Raw genomic sequence first — 16,101 nt, forward strand, 5'->3', positions numbered from 1 at the left:
AACCGGAGAGCCGCAATGCAAAAACCGCTTACCAACCTTGCACGCCGCCGGCTGCTGGCCGGCAGCGCCGGCGCGCTGGCTGCCGCCGGCATGGGCGCCACGGGCCTCGCACGGGGCAGTTCGGCAACGCCGGCGGCCCCATCCGCCGCCCCCGCTGCCAAGCCGCTGCCGCCCTACGCCGCCTGGAAAGACCCCGACAGCGTCATCGTCCATAGCGCCAACACCATCGAGACCCGGCGCAGCGCGTTCGGCGATGGCGTCATCACGCCGTCGCGCGAGCTCTACGTGCGCAACAACCTGCCGCCCCCGGACGAATCCGTACTCGACGACCGCGACGCCTGGGCCATCGAAATCCAGGGAGTCAAGCAGCCCCGCACCCTCACACTGGGCGAACTCAAGACGCTGGGCGTGGAAACCATGGCCACCGTGCTGCAATGCTCGGGCAACGGCCGGGGCTACTTTCCGCACAAACCCAGCGGCACGCCCTGGCAGGTAGGCGCGGCCGGCTGCGTGCTATGGACCGGCCTGCCGGTGCGCGCGCTGGTCGAGCACCTCGGCGGCCTGGAAGGCGACCCGGCCTACCTGACAGGCACGGGCGGCGAGAAACTGCCCGACGGGCTCGATCCCAACACCGTCGTCGTCGAGCGCTCGGTACCGCGCGACACCCTGCAAGACGCCATGCTGGCCTGGGACATGAACAACGAGCCGCTTTCCCTGGCCCACGGCGGGCCGCTGCGCCTGATCGTGCCGGGGTATAACGGCGTCAACAACATCAAGTACATCAAGCGCCTGGCGTTCACCGCCGACCAAAGTCCCGCCAAGATCCAGCAGACCAGCTACCGTCTTGCGCCGCTGGATGCCAAGCCCGGGCCCGAGTATCCGTCGGCGTGGGCCATGACGCCCAAGTCGTGGATTACCGCACCGGGCGCGGACGGCGCCGCCGTCAAGGCGGGCCGGCAGCTGGTGCGCGGCGTGGCATTGGGCGGCATCCACGCCGTCAAGCGTGTCGACGTATCCATCGATGGCGGCAAGACCTGGAAACAGGCTGCGCTGGTCGGGCCCGACCTGGGCAAGTATGCGTGGCGCCAGTTTGCGTTGGCCGTGGAGCTGCCCGCCGGAGAACACCTGCTGGCCAGCCGCGTCGAAGATACCGAAGGCAACGTGCAGGTCGAAGAACGCGTCGAGAACGTGCGCGGATACATGAACTCCAGCTGGCGAGACCACGCCCTGAAGGTCACGGTGTCCCAGGCATGACGCAACCGATGCATGCGGTGCGGCGGGGCGGGCCGGCCCACCGCGCCAGGCCTTGGCGCATGTTGGCCGGGGCGGCGGCCCTGGCGTGCAGTGCCGCAGGCGCCATCGCCGCCGAACCCGCTGACGCCGACGCCGGCCGCGCGCTGTTCACCAAAGACACCACACCGGCCTGCGCGGTATGCCACACCCTGGCCGATGCGGGCGCCACCGGCACCATAGGGCCGAACCTGGACGAGCTCAAGCCAGACGCCGCGCGCGTGGCCCAGGCGATACGCAATGGCGTGGGCGTCATGCCCGCCTTCGAAACGCTCAGCGATGACGACGTGCAACGGCTGGCCCGGTACGTCGCGGGCGCAACCGGCGCCGCCCCATAGCGCGCACATGCCGCGGGGCTCAGTCCTGCGGCAGCATCTGCGGGTTCCAGGCCACTTCCCACACATGGCGGTCCGGATCCTGGAAGTACCCCGCATAGCCGCCCCAGAACGTACTTGCCGCGGGCTTGAGGATGCTGGCGCCGGCTTCGCGGGCCTGCTTCATCACCTGGTCCACCTCGGCCCGATCGGACACATTGTGCGCCAGCGATAACTCGGCCGGACTGCGCGCCCCTACCGGCAGCCCGGTATCGTGCGCCAGGCTCGCGCGCGGCCACAGCGCAAGCTTCAAGCCGGGCTGCAGATCGAAGAACGCCACGGCGCCATGTTCGAATTCCGTGCCGACGATGCCTTGCGAGGGCAGGCCCAGCCCGTCGCGGTAGAAACGCACGGCGCGCTCCAGGTCGTCGACGCCCAGGGTGATCAAGCTGATGCGAGGTTTCATACGATGATTCCGTTATGCGGACATGAATGCCGGTGCCATCGCCGCCGGACGCGCATTGCTGGCCATGCTACGGTAGTAACATCACCCGACCCACCACTTTACCGGGGAGCACGCATTGAAATACCGCAAACTCGGCCGTACCGATCTTGACGTCAGCCTGATCGGCCTGGGCACCATGACCTGGGGCGAACAAAACACCGAAGCCGAAGCGCACCAGCAGCTTGATTACGCATTGTCGCGCGGCATCAATTTGGTGGATACCGCAGAAATGTATCCGGTGCCGCCCAAGCCCGAAACCCAGGGCCGCACCGAAACCTACATCGGCACCTGGCTGGCCAGGACCGGCCGCCGGCAGGACATCGTGCTGGCGAGCAAGGCCGCGGGCCCCGTGCGCGACGCCAAGCGCCCCGGCCATATCCGCGACGGCAAAACCTTCCTGGATCGCAAGAACCTTACCGAAGCGCTCGACGCCAGCCTCAGGCGCCTGCAGACCGACTACCTGGATATCTACCAGCTGCATTGGCCCGATCGCACCACCGCCACGTTCGGCCGGGATTACCCCTGGGTCGACGATGACTACACGGTGCCGGTACAGGAAACGCTGGAAGTCCTTCAGGATTTCGTGCGCGCCGGCAAAGTGCGCCACATCGGCGTATCCAATGAAACTCCCTGGGGCGTGGCGCAGTTTCTCAAGCATGCCGAGGCCCTGGGCCTGCCGCGCATCGAGAGCATCCAGAACCCGTACAGCCTGCTCAACCGCACGTATGAAAGCGGACTGTCGGAGTTCAGCCACCGCGAACAGGTCAGTCTGCTGGCGTATTCTCCCCTGGCCATGGGTGTGCTGTCGGGCAAGTATCTGGGCGGCGCACGGCCCGACAACGCACGCCTGACGCTGTTCACGCGGTTTACACGCTACAGCAATGAACGCGCCGAGGCCGCGACGCAGCAATACGTGCAGCTGGCGCGCCAGCACGGACTGTCGCCGGTGCACCTGGCCCTGGCCTGGGTCAACCAGCAGCCTTCGGTCGCCAGCAATCTGATCGGGGCCACCACGCTCGAGCAGCTCAAGCAAAACATCGACAGTGTCGACGTCACGCTATCGCAGGACGTGCTCGACGCCGTCGATGCCATCCACCGGCAAAACCCCAACCCGGCGCCGTAATCGCCACCGCCGCCAAGGCCTCGCGCGGCCGGCGTGGCGCTGTTATTCCACCAGCAGGTCGGCGAGCTCATCCAGGCTGCCGACCACGGCGTCCCAGTCTTGTTGCGGGTGCAGGTCGGTGGTCTGCCCAGGGCCGTGCTCGGCAGGCCGCCGGACGAAGGCGGTGCGCAACCCGCATTGCCGGGCAGCCGCCAGGTCGCCATTGTGCGCGGCCACCATGCAGATCTGCGCGGGCTGCAAGCCCAGCACTTCCGCCGTGCGCAGGTAAGCCTGCGGCGTGGGTTTGTACGCCTGCGCGACCTCGGCTCCCAGGATGGCGTCCCAGGGCAGCCCGGCACGCTTGGCCATGTCCAGCATGAGCCGTATGTTGCCGTTGGACAGCGGTGCGATGATGTAGCGCGTTTTCAGGCGCGCCAGCCCGCCCACCGAATCGGGCCAGGGGTCCAGGCGGTGCCAGGCCAGGTTCAGCGCATCGAGTTCGCTGGCAGGCACGCCGGCCGGGTCGACGCCCACGTCGCGCAGGGCGGCTTCGAGATTCTCGCGATGCAGTACGTCCAGCCTGACGAAAGGGCGCCGGCCGCTGCTCACGGCCTGCATCGACGGCACATAATGGCTGCGCCATCTGTCGGCAAAGTCATGGGCATCCACCCTGCCAGGCGCATGCCGCTCAAGAAATGGCGCGGCCTCGCGAGCCACGCCGTTGCGCCAATCGACCACCGTACCGAACACATCGAACACCAGCGCCTGCACTGCATGCCATGCCATGGCCGTCTCCTAGGTCTTGAGGCGATACCCCGTCTTGAAAATCCACCGTATGGTCACCAGGCATACTGCCAGGAAGCCCAGCGTCATGCCCAGGCTGATCGCCACGTTGACGTCAGACACCCCATAAAAGCTCCAGCGAAAGCCGCTGACCAGGTACACCACCGGGTTGAATAACGTCACCGTCTGCCACACGGGGGGCAGCATGTTGATGGAGTAGAACGTGCCGCCCAGGAAGGTCAGGGGCGTAATGATCATCAGGGGGATGATCTGCAGTTTCTCGAAGCCATCGGCCCACACGCCGATGATGAACCCGAACAGGCTGAACGTCAGCGCAGTCAGCACCAGGAAGCCCAGCATCCAGACCGGATGCTCGATATGGAAATCGACGAACAGCCGCGCGGTGGCCAGCATGATCAAGCCCAGGATCACCGACTTGCTGGCAGCGGCCCCCACATAGCCGGTGACGATCTCGATGTAAGAAATCGGCGCCGAATGGATCTCGTAGATGGTGCCCGAAAACCGCGGCATGTAGATGCCGAACGACGCATTGGCCACGCTTTGCGTCAGCAGCGACAGCATGATCATGCCGGGCACGATGAACGCCCCGTAGCTGATGCCGTCGATCTGCACCATGTGCGACCCGATGGCCGAGCCGAACACCACGAAATACAGCGCAGTGGAAATCACCGGCGAAGCCACGCTCTGCATCAGCGTGCGCCATGCGCGGGCCATTTCGAACATATAGATGGCGCGAATAGCGTAGAAATTCATGATTTGGCGCTCACCAGGCTGACAAAGATTTCCTCCAGGGAACTTTCCGACGAGCTCAGGTCGTTGAACTCGATGCCTGCCTCGTCCAGTTGCCGCAGCAGCCGCGCGATCTCGCCGCCCCCCTGCTGGTTGTCGTACGTGTAAACCAGCGCGTGCCCATCGTCGGACAGCTCCAGCCCATAGCCCGCCAGCCCCGCCGGCACGGCGGCCAGCGGCTCTTTCAGGGCCAGCGTCAGCTGGCGCTTGCCGAGCTTCTTCATCAACGCGTGCTTTTCTTCCACCAGGATGATCTCGCCCTTGCGTATCACGCCGATGCGGTCGGCCATTTCCTGGGCTTCTTCAATGTAGTGGGTGGTCAGGATGATGGTGACGCCGTTATCGCGCAGTTGCCGCACCATATCCCACATGCCGCGGCGCAATTCCACATCCACCCCGGCGGTGGGCTCGTCCAGGAACAGAATCTGCGGTTCGTGCGACAGCGCCTTGGCGATCATCACCCGGCGCTTCATCCCGCCCGACAGGGCCATGATGCGGGAATCTTTCTTGTCCCAGAGAGACAAGTCCCGCAACACCTTCTCGATATAGGCCGGGTTGGCCGGCTTGCCGAACAGCCCGCGGCTGAACGTCACGGTGTTCCACACACTTTCGAACGCGTCCGTCGAGATTTCCTGGGGCACCAGGCCGATGCGCGAGCGCGCCGCGCGGTATTCGGACACGATATCGTGCCCGTCGGCGTAGACCGTGCCCTGGCCGGGGTTGACGATGCCGCAGATGATGCTGATAAGCGTCGTCTTGCCCGCGCCGTTGGGGCCCAGCAGCGCGAATATTTCGCCGCGGTGTATATCGAGGTTGACGTTTTTCAGGGCCTGGTGTCCCGACGCGTACGTCTTGGACAGGCCCTGCACGGAAATGACGGGCTGCACACGGATCTCTGCTTGACGTTGGACGTCACATTCTACTGGGTCGTTGTGCGCGGATCATTCCGCTGGCGGCACTACACTGTTCCGCCGCCCCCCGTGCGTCAGGGCGGCGTCAGGTACTGGGTGATGGACTGCGGCCACCGTCCGGCGCCGCCGCCTGGCTGTCATGCCCGGGGCTGGCGCACCCGCCCCGCAAAAGGGGCTAGAAGTCGTCGTCTTCTTCGGCGTCGCGCGGCGTCAGCCAGGCGGTCAGGCCGCTGGCCAGGCCGGCCATCAACCACAGTACGAAGAACGACACGGTGTAGAACTCCATGCGCGCGGGCTGCCAGCGTCCCAGCACCAGCACGTCCAGCGGGTCGATCAGGGCAAAGATCACGCCGCTGCCGACCCCCGCGGCCAGGAACGACGGCCACAGAATGCGCATGGTGACGCGCCAGCGCCGGGCGAGCATGATCATGGTTGCGCCGCCGGCCTGGAGCCGTCGACCACGGCGGGCACCGCGCGCTCTACCACCAGCCCGCGCTTGACGGCGCCTTCGACAATGGCCTGTCCGTCAAAGCGCGTTACGGCCAGATAGATGGTGATGATGCAGCCCACCATGGCCAGCAGCGGGCCCGCCATCAGGAACCACGGCCATGGCTCGCGATACCAGGGCTTGGGCGATGAAGAAGTTGTCATGCAAGGCTCCGGGATTGGTTCATTCGGGCATATAGAAGCTGGCGTTCTCGTCGCGCTGTACCGTGTTGCCGGCTCGGTCGCGTCCGCTTGCCCGCACCATGATGGGATGCGCGCCGGGCGCCGCCGCCTGCGCCGGCGCGCGGATGACCACGGGAACCAGCTTGTTGGCATAGGGCTCGAGTTCGATGGCTTGCGCGGCCTGGCGCTCGACGTGCACGTCCAGGCCCGGCAACCCGCTGGCCTGCAGCTGCAGCACCAGGCTGGATTCGGACGTATTGATCAACTGGATGCGGTACACGTTCTCGATGATGCCGCCTGGCGCTTCGCGCGCCAGCACGCCGCGGTCGCGTATGACATCGACCCGCAAGGGGTTGCGCAACGCCAGGGCGGCCACGAACGCCACCGCCAACGCCGTGATGATCGCCGCATACACCAGCACGCGCGGGCGCAGCAGGCGCGCCCTGGCCTGGCGCGGCGACCAGCCCTGCTCCACGGCGCGCTGCGAGGCATAGCGGATCAGCCCCTGCGGATACTTCATCTTGTCCATGACCTGGTCGCAGGCGTCGATACAGGCGCCGCATCCGATGCACAGGTACTGCAATCCGTTGCGGATATCAATGCCGGTGGGGCACACCTGCACGCACAGGCTGCAGTCGACGCAGTCCCCCATGCCGGCGGACTTGTAGTCGAGCTTGCGCGACCGTCCGCCGCGCGGTTCGCCGCGCCCCTTGTCGTAGGTCACCACGAAGGTGTCGGGGTCGACCATGACGCTCTGGAAACGCGCGTACGGGCACATGTACTTGCACACCGATTCGCGCATGAACCCGGCATTGCCCCACGTGGCAAAGCCGTAGAACAGCATCCAGAACCATTGCCACGGCCCCAGTTGCAGGGTAAGCAGATCGTGGCCCAGGCCGCGGATGGGCGCGAAGTAGCCGATGAAGGTAGAGCCCGTCCACCATGCCACCAGTATCCAGAGCGCGTGCTTGGTGAGCTTCAGGCGCAGCTTGCGCGCCGTCCAGGGAGATTCGTCCAGGCGGATGCGAGCCAGGCGGTCGCCTTCGACCTTGCGCTCGATCCACATGAAAATTTCGGTATAGACCGTTTGCGGGCAGGCGTATCCGCAGAACAGGCGCCCCGCCACGGCGGTGAACAGGAACAGGGCCAGCGCGGATATCACCAGCAGCACGGCCAGGTACACGACGTCTTGCGGCCACAGCACCAGCCCGAAAAGGTAGAACTTGCGCGCGCCCAGGTCGAACAGCACGGCCTGCCGGCCTTCCCATTGCAACCAGGGCAACCCGTAGAACACCAATTGCGTCAGAAGCACGAACACGACGCGCCAGCGCGCAAAAACGCCGCTGACCGAGCGCGGGTAGATCTTGCCGCGCACCTCGTTGAGCGCGACCTCGACCGCGTTGGCGCCGTTGCCCCGGTCATCGGCACGCAGGTAGGGCCGCCAGGGCGGCGCGCCGCCGTCGGCGCCCTGCTGCGGCGATGAAGAGCCGGGGGCTCCCGAGGCATCGGTTACGGACATTACTGCTCCGTCGTTTGCGGCGCGCCGGCCTGTGCAACCGTCGCAGCGTTCGACAGGCCCCACACCCAGGCGGTCAGGATGCGGATCTGCTCGGGCGTCAGCACCGTATCGTGTGCCGGCATGATGTTGTCACGCCCTTCCAGGATGGTCTGCACGATTGTGGCCTCGGAGCTGCCGTACAGCCAGGTGCCGTCCGTCAGGTTGGGCGCGCCCAGGGCCTGGTTGCCCTTGCCGTCCACGCCGTGGCAGGCCACACAGTAGTTGGCGTAGACACGCTGGCCGCGCAGTACCTTCAGCGGGTCGGCCGCCAGCTTGGACAGCGAACGCACATAATGCGCCGCGTCGCTGGCCGAGGCCGGGTCGATGGTGCCCTTCCAGGGGGGCATGATGCCGTGCCGGCCCTGGGCGATGGTTTGCTGTATGGCTTCGGGCGTGCCGCCATACAGCCAATCGCCGTCGGTCAGGTTGGGAAAGCTGCGCGAGCCGCGCGCGTCCGAGCCATGACACTGCGCGCACGTGTTCAGGAACAGGCGTTCGCCGATCTGGCGCGCGGACGCGTCGGCCGCGATGTCGGCCACCGGCATGGTGGCATAGCGTTCATACACGGGCCGCACCTGCTCGGCCAGTTGCTCCTGGTGGCGCCGCACCTCGTCCGCCGTGGTATAGCCCAGCACCCCCTGGAACATTCCCAGGCCGGGCATCAGCACCAGGTAACCCAGCGCAAACACGCACAAGAGCAGGTACATCCAGGTCCACCAGCGCGGCACCGGGTTGTTGAGTTCGGTAAGGTCTTCATCCCATACGTGGCCGGTGTCTTCCACCGCGCCTGCCGTGGGCTGGCTGCCCAGCCAGCGCCGCTGCGTGTAAAGCAGCCAGATACACCAGGCAATGCCGCCCAATGCAATGAAGGCGATGAAGTAGCCAAAGAATGCGTGGCTGAAATCGCTCATGGCCGCGTTGCTCCTTTTGCGGGTCCGGTTTCATCGGGCAGCGCGAACGGCAACAGCGCCGATTCTTGGTTGGCGCGCTGGCGGCCGCGCGAGTACGCCCACCAGACTATGCCCAGAAAGGTGGCCATGGAAATGGCCGTCATGATTCCTGTGATGATCAGCATGGATCAGTTTCCTTGTGCGCCGGCGCCCTGCCCGGCCGCCTGCCGGGCCTGCTCGGCTTCGGCCTGCCGCGCCTGGCGCAAGCCCACGCCCAGGCCCTGCAGGTAGGCGACCAGGGCGTCTTCTTCGGTCTTGCCCGCGATGTCGCCGGGCGCGGCGTCGATCTCGGTGTCGGTGTAGGGCACGCCCAGCTTGCGCAGTGCTCGCATGCGGTCTTGCACGTTCTGGCCATCGAGGCTGGCGTGCTGCAACCAAGGGTACGAGGGCATGTTCGACTCGGGCACCACCAGGCGCGGATCGCGCAGGTGAATGCGATGCCATTCATCGGAATAGCGCCCGCCCACGCGCGCGAGGTCGGGGCCGGTGCGCTTGGAGCCCCACAGGAAGGGGTAGTCGTACACGGACTCGGCCGCTTCGGAATAAGACCCATAGCGCTGCACTTCGGCTTGCAGCATGCGCACCTGCTGCGAGTGGCAACCCACGCAGCCTTCGCGGATATAGACATCGCGGCCCATCAGGCGCAGGGCGCTGTATGGCTCGATGCCGGGCGCAGCCTGCGTGGTGGAATGCTGGAAAAACAGCGGGATGATCTGCACCAGGCCCGCGAACGACACCACCAGGATGCTGGCGATGATCATCAGGCCGATGTTCTTCTCGAGCGTCTGATGCGAAAAAAAACCGTGTTGCTTGTTGGCCATGGAAATCTCGTCAGGCGATGGCGGGAGTGGCGGCTGCAGGGCCGGCCGGCTGTTGCGGGCGGTCGGCCGGGATGGCCGGATTGACGGCGCGCTGGCCGCGCAGCGTCATCCAGACGTTCCAGGCCATGATGACCATGCCCGACAGATACAGGGCGCCGCCGGCAAGCCGGATCAGGTAGTACGGCACCCGGGTCTTGAGCTCTTCGACAAAGCTGTAGACCAGCGTGCCGTCGGCGGCGGTATCGCGCCACATCAGGCCTTGCTGCACCCCGGCGATCCACATGGAGGCGATGTACAGCACCACGCCGATGGTGGCCACCCAGAAGTGGAGTTCGACGGCCTTGGTGCTGTGCATGGCGGTGCGGCCATACAGGCGCGGAATCAGGTAGTACAGCGACCCGAACGTGATCATCGCCACCCAGCCCAGCGCGCCGGAGTGCACGTGGCCGACTGTCCAGTCGGTGTAGTGCGACAGCGCGTTGACCGTGCGGATGGACATCATCGAGCCTTCGAACGTGGACATGCCGTAGAACGACAGCGCAGTGACCATGAACTTGAGGATAGGGTCGGTGCGCAGGCGGTGCCACGCCCCCTGCAGGGTCATGATGCCGTTGATCATGCCGCCCCAGGAAGGCGCCAGCAGAATCAGCGAGAAGGTCATGCCGAGCGACTGGGTCCAGTCGGGCAGCGAGGTGTACAGCAGGTGGTGCGGCCCGGCCCACATGTAGGTGAAGGCCAGCGCCCAGAAGTGCACGATGGACAGGCGGTACGAATAAATGGGACGCCCCGCCTGCTTGGGCACGAAGTAATACATCATGCCCAGGAAGCTGGTGGTCAGGAAAAAGCCGACCGCATTGTGCCCGTACCACCACTGCACCATGGCGTCCTGCACGCCGGCGTACGCCGAGTACGATTTCCACAACGACACCGGCATTTCGATGTTGTTGAAGATGTGCAGGATGGCAATGGTAAGGATGTAGGAGCCGAAGAACCAGTTGGCGACATAGATATGCCGCACCCGCCGCCGCACAATCGTGCCGAAGAACACCACCGCGTAGGCCACCCACACCAGCGTGATGAGGATGTCGATGGGCCATTCGAGCTCGGCGTATTCCTTGCTGCTTGTGTAGCCCAGCGGCAGGGTGATGGCCGCCGCCACGATGACGACCTGCCAGCCCCAGAAGGTGAAGGCGGCCAGCTTGTCGCTGAACAGGCGTGCCTGACAGGTGCGCTGCACCACGTAATAAGACGTCGCGAACAGCGCGCTGCCGCCAAAGGCGAAGATCACTGCATTGGTATGCAACGGACGCAGGCGCCCGTAGCTGAGCCAGGGAATATCGAAGTTGAGCTGCGGCCATACGAGCTGCGCGGCGATCAGCACGCCGACGGCCATGCCCACTATGCCCCAGACGACCGTCATGACAGCAAACTGCCTGACGACCTTGTAGTTGAACGCTTGGAGTCGATCGGCAGTATTACTGCTATCAATCATGGTCTGTCCCCCAGTTGATACGGAGATTGAATGATCCGCCGACTCGAAAACGCCCGTCTTGATTTCGATCAAGCGTAGGACAATTCCTACAAATCGGGATCGCGCAAAATGGAACTGCCGGCCTCTTGGGCGTCGTCGAACTGGCCGTTGAAGATGGCCCAGCCCAGCGCGGCGCCGATGGCCAGCACAAAGACGAGCGACAGGGGCAGCAATAGATAGAGGATGGTCATGGGGCAGCGGCGGCTTCGCCAGCCAGGTGACCGCCGGGATGCTGCGGCGCCGCGTAGCGGCGGAACAGATGCCAGGCGTGACCGGCCACCGCCAGCGACGACAGCAGCATGGTGAGCGCGGCCAGCCAGGGCGCAACCCAGCCCGCCAGGGCCAGCGGCGTCATGAGCAGGTGCCAGGCAAGCGACCCATACAGGCTCAGTCGCGCCACGCGCGTGGTGGCCGCCAGCAAGGCCCGCAGGCGCGCGGCGTCCATGCCGCGCTGGGCGGCCCCGTGTGCCGCGGCCAGCGCGGTGGGCACTGCCATGGCCATGGCACAGGGGCAACTGATGACGAGCAGCGCCACCATGACGGGCACCGCATGGCTGGGGTCGAGCCACCACCATGCCGCGCCGGCCGCCAGCGCCAGCGCCACCTGTGCCGCGGTGAACCGCGCCGCCAGGCGGTCGGCGGCCGACCCCAGCGCGCGCTGGCGCCTTTCGAGCCGGACATAGGAACGCCCGGGCGCCGCGCCGGCGCACGGCGCCACGGACTGGCGCGCGCACAGGGCCAGGTAGCGGGCCGTGAGCAGGAAGGCCACGAACATGGTGACGGAGTCGAAATAGACTTCGCCGCGCCCGGTAAGCGTGGTGTACACGCTGGGCACGAAGGCGGCCACGATACCCAGCGCCACGGGCACGTCCATGCCCGCCTGGCGCCGGCGCAGGCTGCGGGCCGCCCCCTGCCAGATGGGCCAGGACGAATACAGCACGACCGGCACCGTGAGCGCCAGGCTGGCCCAGTTCATGAGCACGATGGCCCAGTCGAGCGTGGCCAGGGCGTCGGGCGCAATGCCCTCGTGGCGCACGTAACCCGGCCAGGCGAACATCATGACCTGCATCATGGCCAGCCAGGCCCAGCCCAGGCGCAGCAAGGCATGGCGCCGCTCTTGTTTCAGGTGGGCCGGCAGGCCGGGGGGAACCGCGAAGATGGATTTAGCGCGCATGCGCCCGATCGTAGCGAGTAGGCGCGGCCTTACGCTTGATATATGTCAAGAAACGGCCAATACCGGATTCATCCCGAGCACGGCGCGAGAACGGCCAGCAAAAAAAGGGTGCCCGAAGGCACCCCAACCACCCTGCTACAGCTAAGCACACAATGGCGCCCGGCCAGAGCCGGACGCCCAGGCATCACGCGGCTCGTACGGCGGCCGGATCGCCATGTTCGAACTGGGCCTCTTCGGTAGAGCCCGTGAGCGCGGTGGTGGACGACTGGCCGCCTTCTATCACTTGCGTTACCGCGTCGAAGTAGCCTGTGCCCACTTCGCGCTGGTGCTTGACCGCGGTAAAGCCCAGCTCCGCCGCGGCGAATTCCTTCTGCTGCAGTTCCACAAAGGCGCTCATCTGGCGACGCGCGTAGCCATGCGCCAGTTCGAACATGCCGTAGTTCAGCGCATGGAACCCGGCCAGCGTGATGAACTGAAACTTGTATCCCATGGCACCCAGTTCGCGCTGGAACTTGGCCACCGTGGCGTCGTCCAGGTTTTTCTTCCAGTTGAACGAGGGCGAGCAGTTATAGGCCAGCAGTTTGCCCGGGAACTGGCGATGGATGGCTTCGGCGAACTTGCGCGCGTATTCCAGGTTGGGCGTGGACGTTTCGCACCAGATCAGGTCGGCGTACGGCGCGTAGGCCAGGCCGCGCGAGATGGCCTGTTCGATGCCGGCCCGGGTGCGGAAGAAACCTTCGACAGTACGCTCGCCGGTAATGAAAGGACGGTCGTTCTCGTCGACGTCGCTGGTGACCAGGTCGGCCGCATCGGCATCGGTACGGGCCAGCAGCACGGTGGGCGTGCCCATCACGTCGGCTGCCAGGCGGGCAGAGACCAGTTTGGACACTGCCTCGCGGGTGGGCACCAGCACCTTGCCGCCCATATGGCCGCATTTCTTCACCGAGGCGAGCTGGTCTTCGAAGTGCACGCCGGCCGCGCCGGCCTCGATCATGGCCTTCATCAGTTCGAAGGCGTTGAGTACGCCGCCGAAGCCGGCCTCGGCATCGGCCACGATGGGCGCGTAGTAGTCGATGTAGCCGGCGTCGCCCGGATTCTTGCCTTCCATCCACTGGATCTGGTCGCAGCGCGCCAGGGCGTTGTTGATGCGACGCACGACCTGCGGAACCGAATTGGCCGGGTACAGCGACTGGTCGGGATACATCTCGCCGGCCAGGTTCGCGTCGCCCGCCACTTGCCAGCCCGACAGGTAGATAGCCTTCAGGCCCGCCTTGACCTGCTGCATGGCCTGGTTGCCGGTGAGCGCGCCCAGCGAATTGACGAACGGCTCGCTGTGCAGCAGGTCCCACAGGCGGCTGGCGCCTCGATGCGCCAGCGTGTGTTGGACCGCCACCGAGCCGCGCAGGCGCACCACCTCTTCGGCGCTGTAGGCGCGCTTGATGCCTTGCCAGCGCGGGCTCTCGGCCCAGTCTTTCTGCAGGTTGCGGATTTCGGTTTCGCGATTGCTCATGATGTGCTCCAGTTAGAAAGAAGACAGAAACCTGTGGCGGCCGCGGCAGCGCCCGCGTTGGATAAAAGTCTATGCCTGTGCTGCAGAGCAATGTGAACTTATGTCTTATATAAGACCAAAAATTTTCTTGTTAAAAAACAGCTATTTACTTGGTTATTTTTATATCGTGGAATGAAATTCCCTGCCGTGAAATGCCGCGACGCTGCTGCGCAGCACTGCCTTTCATAATGCGCGATGCCCATTTCACGATACGGGAACGAAGCGGCGGGCGACGGCCTACAATGCGTCTTTTAGTGCCCGTGCCGCCCTGTCCATGTCTTTGTCGAACGCCCCGTTGGGCCAATCTGTTTCCTACCCGGCGCAGTACGATCCCGGCCTGCTCTTTCCGATTCCGCGCGCCCATAACCGGGCAAGCCTGAATGTGTCGGACACCCTGCCCTTCACGGGAGCCGACATCTGGAATGCGTACGAACTGTCGTGGCTGAATCCCAAGGGCAAGCCCCAGGTGGCCATGGCGACGTTCACCGTGCCGGCGGAAAGCCCCAACATCATCGAATCCAAATCGTTCAAGCTGTACTTGAATTCGTACAACCAGGATCGCGTGCGCGACGCCGCCACCGTGCGGCAGCGACTTGTCGCCGACCTGTCTGCAGCCGCCGGCGCCCCTGTGCAGGTAGACCTGATATTGCCGGACCGGTTTGCGTTGGCGCCGATGGCCGAACTGGAGGGCGACAGCCTTGATGAACAGGATATCGAGATAGACGCTTATTCCCCCGACGCCGGACTGCTGGCCTGTGCGGGCAACGAAGTCGTCCAGGAAACGCTGAGCTCGCGCCTGTTGAAGTCGAACTGCCCGGTCACGGGGCAACCCGACTGGGCAAGCGTGCAGATCCGTTACCAGGGCCGCGCCCTGGACCGCGCGGCGCTGCTGCGCTACCTGGTGTCGTTCCGCAACCATGCCGAGTTCCACGAGCACTGCGTGGAGCGCATTTTTACGGACATCATGACGGCTTGCCGGCCCGAGCAGCTGACGGTATATGCACGCTATACCCGCCGCGGCGGCCTGGACATCAACCCGTGGCGCAGCAACGCTGCCGCTGCGCCACCGGCCCAGGCACGCACGGCGCGGCAATAGCCGCGCCAACCCGCCCTAGTTTGCAAATGGCACGGGCCTGGGCGTATCGTCGGCCGACGCAGGCAGGACAGGCAGCTGCAGGCTGGGCTGCTTGCCGGTGAGGGTTTTAAGAAAGGCGACAATCTGGGCGCTTTCTTCTGGCGTGAAGGTGCGGCCCAATTGCAGGCGCCCCATGACGTCCACCGCCTGCGCCAGCGTGTCGGCCGCGCCATCATGGAAGTACGGATAGGTGAGTTCCACGTTGCGCAGCGTGGGCACCTTGAACATGAAGCGGTCGGCATCGGCGCCGGTGACGGCCGCCCGCCCCTCGGCGGCGTTGTCGGTGGCATACGGCACGACCACACCCATTTTCTGGAATGAATTGCCGCCGGCGGCGGGCCCATTGTGGCAAGCCACGCAGCCGCTGTTCTTGAACAGGTTGTAGCCTGCCAGTTCCTGTACGGTGAGCGCCCCCTGGTCGCCGCGCAGCCATTGATCGAAGCGCGAATCGGGGGTGACCAGCGTTTCTTCGAATGCTGCCAGCGCACGGGTGACTTCGTCGATCGTGATGTTGTCGGTGCCGAACACTTGCTTGAATTCGGCGCGATAGCCCGGTATGGAACTGAGCACCTGGATGGCCAGTTCGTGCGACGAGGCCATTTCGACGGGATTGGCGATGGGGCCGCCGGCCTGTTCGCGCAGGTCTTTGGCGCGCCCGTCCCAGAACTGCACGAAGTTGAGGCTGGAGTTCAGCACCGTAGGCGAGTTGATGCCGCCTTGCTGCCAGTTGTGCCCGATGGAAGCCTTCAGGTTGTCTGACCCGCCGCGGCTGAGGTTATGACACGAATTGCAGGAGATGAATCCGGATTTCGACAAACGCGGCTCGAAGAAGAGCTTCTTGCCCAGCTCGACCTGCGCCGGGTCTTTGATGACGGCAGGTTCAATGGGCTGAATGGGTTCTTGTTGCTGGGCATATGCTGCCGTGGCGACGATGGTCGACAACGCGGCAGCCCGGAACAGGCGGGTAATGATCATGCTGTGCTTTCCTACGATAGCCTT

At 65.1% G+C, this 16,101-nt stretch carries 19 protein-coding genes; 4 read left to right on the forward strand and 15 right to left on the reverse strand.

Annotated elements, in window-relative coordinates:
• The first annotated feature begins 15 nt into the window (after positions 1-15).
• Entirely contained in the window at positions 16-1,254 is a 1,239-nt protein-coding gene (locus CAL18_RS11325; protein ID WP_026639064.1) for a sulfite oxidase, read from the forward strand.
• On the forward strand, positions 1,251-1,628 hold the full coding sequence (locus CAL18_RS11330) for a c-type cytochrome (RefSeq protein ID WP_094796840.1): 378 nt from the start codon (positions 1,251-1,253) through the stop codon (positions 1,626-1,628). Before CAL18_RS11325 ends, CAL18_RS11330 begins: the two co-directional genes overlap by 4 nt.
• Positions 1,629-1,647: 19 nt before the next feature.
• On the opposite strand, the gene CAL18_RS11335 is transcribed toward CAL18_RS11330, so the two are convergent.
• A complete protein-coding gene (locus tag CAL18_RS11335; RefSeq protein ID WP_094817868.1) occupies positions 1,648-2,070 on the reverse strand; it encodes a VOC family protein in 423 nt (140 codons plus the stop codon).
• Positions 2,071-2,185: 115 nt separating this feature from the next.
• On the opposite strand from CAL18_RS11335, the gene CAL18_RS11340 reads away from it, so the two are divergent.
• Complete coding sequence (locus tag CAL18_RS11340) at positions 2,186-3,232, forward strand: NADP(H)-dependent aldo-keto reductase (protein WP_026639067.1); 1,047 nt, start codon at positions 2,186-2,188, stop codon at positions 3,230-3,232.
• A gap of 42 nt (positions 3,233-3,274) precedes the next feature.
• Here CAL18_RS11340 and CAL18_RS11345 read toward each other — a convergent pair whose 3' ends face one another.
• The 13 genes from CAL18_RS11345 to aceA all read right to left on the reverse strand — a co-directional run bounded on the left by CAL18_RS11345 (position 3,275) and on the right by aceA (position 13,928).
• Positions 3,275-3,997, reverse strand: a complete 723-nt coding sequence (locus tag CAL18_RS11345; protein ID WP_026639068.1) for a haloacid dehalogenase type II — start codon at positions 3,995-3,997, stop codon at positions 3,275-3,277.
• 9 nt (positions 3,998-4,006) lie between these two features.
• Complete coding sequence (locus CAL18_RS11350; protein WP_094796842.1) at positions 4,007-4,768, reverse strand: ABC transporter permease; 762 nt, start codon at positions 4,766-4,768, stop codon at positions 4,007-4,009.
• A complete protein-coding gene (locus CAL18_RS11355; protein WP_026639070.1) occupies positions 4,765-5,691 on the reverse strand; it encodes an ABC transporter ATP-binding protein in 927 nt (308 codons plus the stop codon). Before CAL18_RS11355 ends, CAL18_RS11350 begins: the two co-directional genes overlap by 4 nt.
• 199 nt (positions 5,692-5,890) lie before the next feature.
• Positions 5,891-6,145 (reverse strand): hypothetical protein, encoded by a 255-nt coding sequence (locus tag CAL18_RS11360; RefSeq protein ID WP_231494551.1) that lies wholly within the window; start codon positions 6,143-6,145, stop codon positions 5,891-5,893.
• A complete protein-coding gene (locus CAL18_RS11365; RefSeq protein ID WP_026639072.1) occupies positions 6,142-6,366 on the reverse strand; it encodes a FixH family protein in 225 nt (74 codons plus the stop codon). The genes CAL18_RS11360 and CAL18_RS11365 overlap by 4 nt, the downstream gene beginning before the upstream one ends.
• 19 nt (positions 6,367-6,385) lie before the next feature.
• On the reverse strand, positions 6,386-7,903 hold the full coding sequence (gene ccoG / locus CAL18_RS11370; protein ID WP_026639073.1) for a cytochrome c oxidase accessory protein CcoG: 1,518 nt from the start codon (positions 7,901-7,903) through the stop codon (positions 6,386-6,388).
• Complete coding sequence (gene ccoP, locus CAL18_RS11375) at positions 7,903-8,853, reverse strand: cytochrome-c oxidase, cbb3-type subunit III (RefSeq protein ID WP_026639074.1); 951 nt, start codon at positions 8,851-8,853, stop codon at positions 7,903-7,905. Before ccoP ends, ccoG begins: the two co-directional genes overlap by 1 nt.
• Entirely contained in the window at positions 8,850-9,017 is a 168-nt protein-coding gene (locus tag CAL18_RS11380) for a cbb3-type cytochrome oxidase subunit 3 (RefSeq protein WP_026639075.1), read from the reverse strand. Before CAL18_RS11380 ends, ccoP begins: the two co-directional genes overlap by 4 nt.
• 3 nt (positions 9,018-9,020) lie before the next feature.
• Positions 9,021-9,713 carry a cytochrome-c oxidase, cbb3-type subunit II gene (ccoO, locus tag CAL18_RS11385; protein ID WP_026639076.1) on the reverse strand — a complete coding sequence of 231 codons (693 nt, stop codon included), beginning with the start codon at positions 9,711-9,713 and terminating at the stop codon, positions 9,021-9,023.
• Positions 9,714-9,723: 10 nt separating this feature from the next.
• Entirely contained in the window at positions 9,724-11,205 is a 1,482-nt protein-coding gene (gene ccoN / locus CAL18_RS11390; RefSeq protein WP_094796845.1) for a cytochrome-c oxidase, cbb3-type subunit I, read from the reverse strand.
• A gap of 86 nt (positions 11,206-11,291) precedes the next feature.
• Positions 11,292-11,435: a cbb3-type cytochrome oxidase assembly protein CcoS gene (ccoS, locus tag CAL18_RS11395; protein ID WP_026639078.1), complete on the reverse strand. Its 144-nt coding sequence runs from the start codon at positions 11,433-11,435 to the stop codon at positions 11,292-11,294.
• Positions 11,432-12,418: a hypothetical protein gene (locus CAL18_RS11400; RefSeq protein WP_094817869.1), complete on the reverse strand. Its 987-nt coding sequence runs from the start codon at positions 12,416-12,418 to the stop codon at positions 11,432-11,434. The genes ccoS and CAL18_RS11400 overlap by 4 nt, the downstream gene beginning before the upstream one ends.
• 184 nt (positions 12,419-12,602) lie before the next feature.
• Positions 12,603-13,928: an isocitrate lyase gene (gene aceA / locus CAL18_RS11405; RefSeq protein WP_026639080.1), complete on the reverse strand. Its 1,326-nt coding sequence runs from the start codon at positions 13,926-13,928 to the stop codon at positions 12,603-12,605.
• Between the two features lie 313 nt (positions 13,929-14,241).
• Between aceA and queF the strand changes: the two genes are divergently transcribed.
• Entirely contained in the window at positions 14,242-15,063 is an 822-nt protein-coding gene (queF, locus tag CAL18_RS11410) for an NADPH-dependent 7-cyano-7-deazaguanine reductase QueF (protein WP_094817870.1), read from the forward strand.
• 15 nt (positions 15,064-15,078) lie between these two features.
• Here queF and CAL18_RS11415 read toward each other — a convergent pair whose 3' ends face one another.
• On the reverse strand, positions 15,079-16,077 hold the full coding sequence (locus CAL18_RS11415; RefSeq protein ID WP_038852187.1) for a cytochrome-c peroxidase: 999 nt from the start codon (positions 16,075-16,077) through the stop codon (positions 15,079-15,081).
• Positions 16,078-16,101: the final 24 nt, after the last annotated feature.

This window comes from Bordetella genomosp. 7, assembly GCF_002261415.1.
Classification (GTDB): domain Bacteria; phylum Pseudomonadota; class Gammaproteobacteria; order Burkholderiales; family Burkholderiaceae_B; genus Bordetella_A.

Coding starts and splice junctions, on each gene's coding strand:
- CAL18_RS11325 (WP_026639064.1), top strand. CDS start 16: ATGCAAAAACCGCTTACCAACCTTGCACGCCGCCGGCTGCTGGCCGGC.
- CAL18_RS11330 (WP_094796840.1), top strand. CDS start 1,251: ATGACGCAACCGATGCATGCGGTGCGGCGGGGCGGGCCGGCCCACCGC.
- CAL18_RS11335 (WP_094817868.1), bottom strand. CDS start 2,070: ATGAAACCTCGCATCAGCTTGATCACCCTGGGCGTCGACGACCTGGAG.
- CAL18_RS11345 (WP_026639068.1), bottom strand. CDS start 3,997: ATGGCATGGCATGCAGTGCAGGCGCTGGTGTTCGATGTGTTCGGTACG.
- CAL18_RS11350 (WP_094796842.1), bottom strand. CDS start 4,768: ATGAATTTCTACGCTATTCGCGCCATCTATATGTTCGAAATGGCCCGC.
- CAL18_RS11360 (WP_231494551.1), bottom strand. CDS start 6,145: ATGATCATGCTCGCCCGGCGCTGGCGCGTCACCATGCGCATTCTGTGG.
- CAL18_RS11365 (WP_026639072.1), bottom strand. CDS start 6,366: ATGACAACTTCTTCATCGCCCAAGCCCTGGTATCGCGAGCCATGGCCG.
- ccoG (WP_026639073.1), bottom strand. CDS start 7,903: ATGTCCGTAACCGATGCCTCGGGAGCCCCCGGCTCTTCATCGCCGCAG.
- ccoP (WP_026639074.1), bottom strand. CDS start 8,853: ATGAGCGATTTCAGCCACGCATTCTTTGGCTACTTCATCGCCTTCATT.
- CAL18_RS11380 (WP_026639075.1), bottom strand. CDS start 9,017: ATGCTGATCATCACAGGAATCATGACGGCCATTTCCATGGCCACCTTT.
- ccoO (WP_026639076.1), bottom strand. CDS start 9,713: ATGGCCAACAAGCAACACGGTTTTTTTTCGCATCAGACGCTCGAGAAG.
- ccoN (WP_094796845.1), bottom strand. CDS start 11,205: ATGATTGATAGCAGTAATACTGCCGATCGACTCCAAGCGTTCAACTAC.
- ccoS (WP_026639078.1), bottom strand. CDS start 11,435: ATGACCATCCTCTATCTATTGCTGCCCCTGTCGCTCGTCTTTGTGCTG.
- CAL18_RS11400 (WP_094817869.1), bottom strand. CDS start 12,418: ATGCGCGCTAAATCCATCTTCGCGGTTCCCCCCGGCCTGCCGGCCCAC.
- aceA (WP_026639080.1), bottom strand. CDS start 13,928: ATGAGCAATCGCGAAACCGAAATCCGCAACCTGCAGAAAGACTGGGCC.
- queF (WP_094817870.1), top strand. CDS start 14,242: ATGTCTTTGTCGAACGCCCCGTTGGGCCAATCTGTTTCCTACCCGGCG.
- CAL18_RS11415 (WP_038852187.1), bottom strand. CDS start 16,077: ATGATCATTACCCGCCTGTTCCGGGCTGCCGCGTTGTCGACCATCGTC.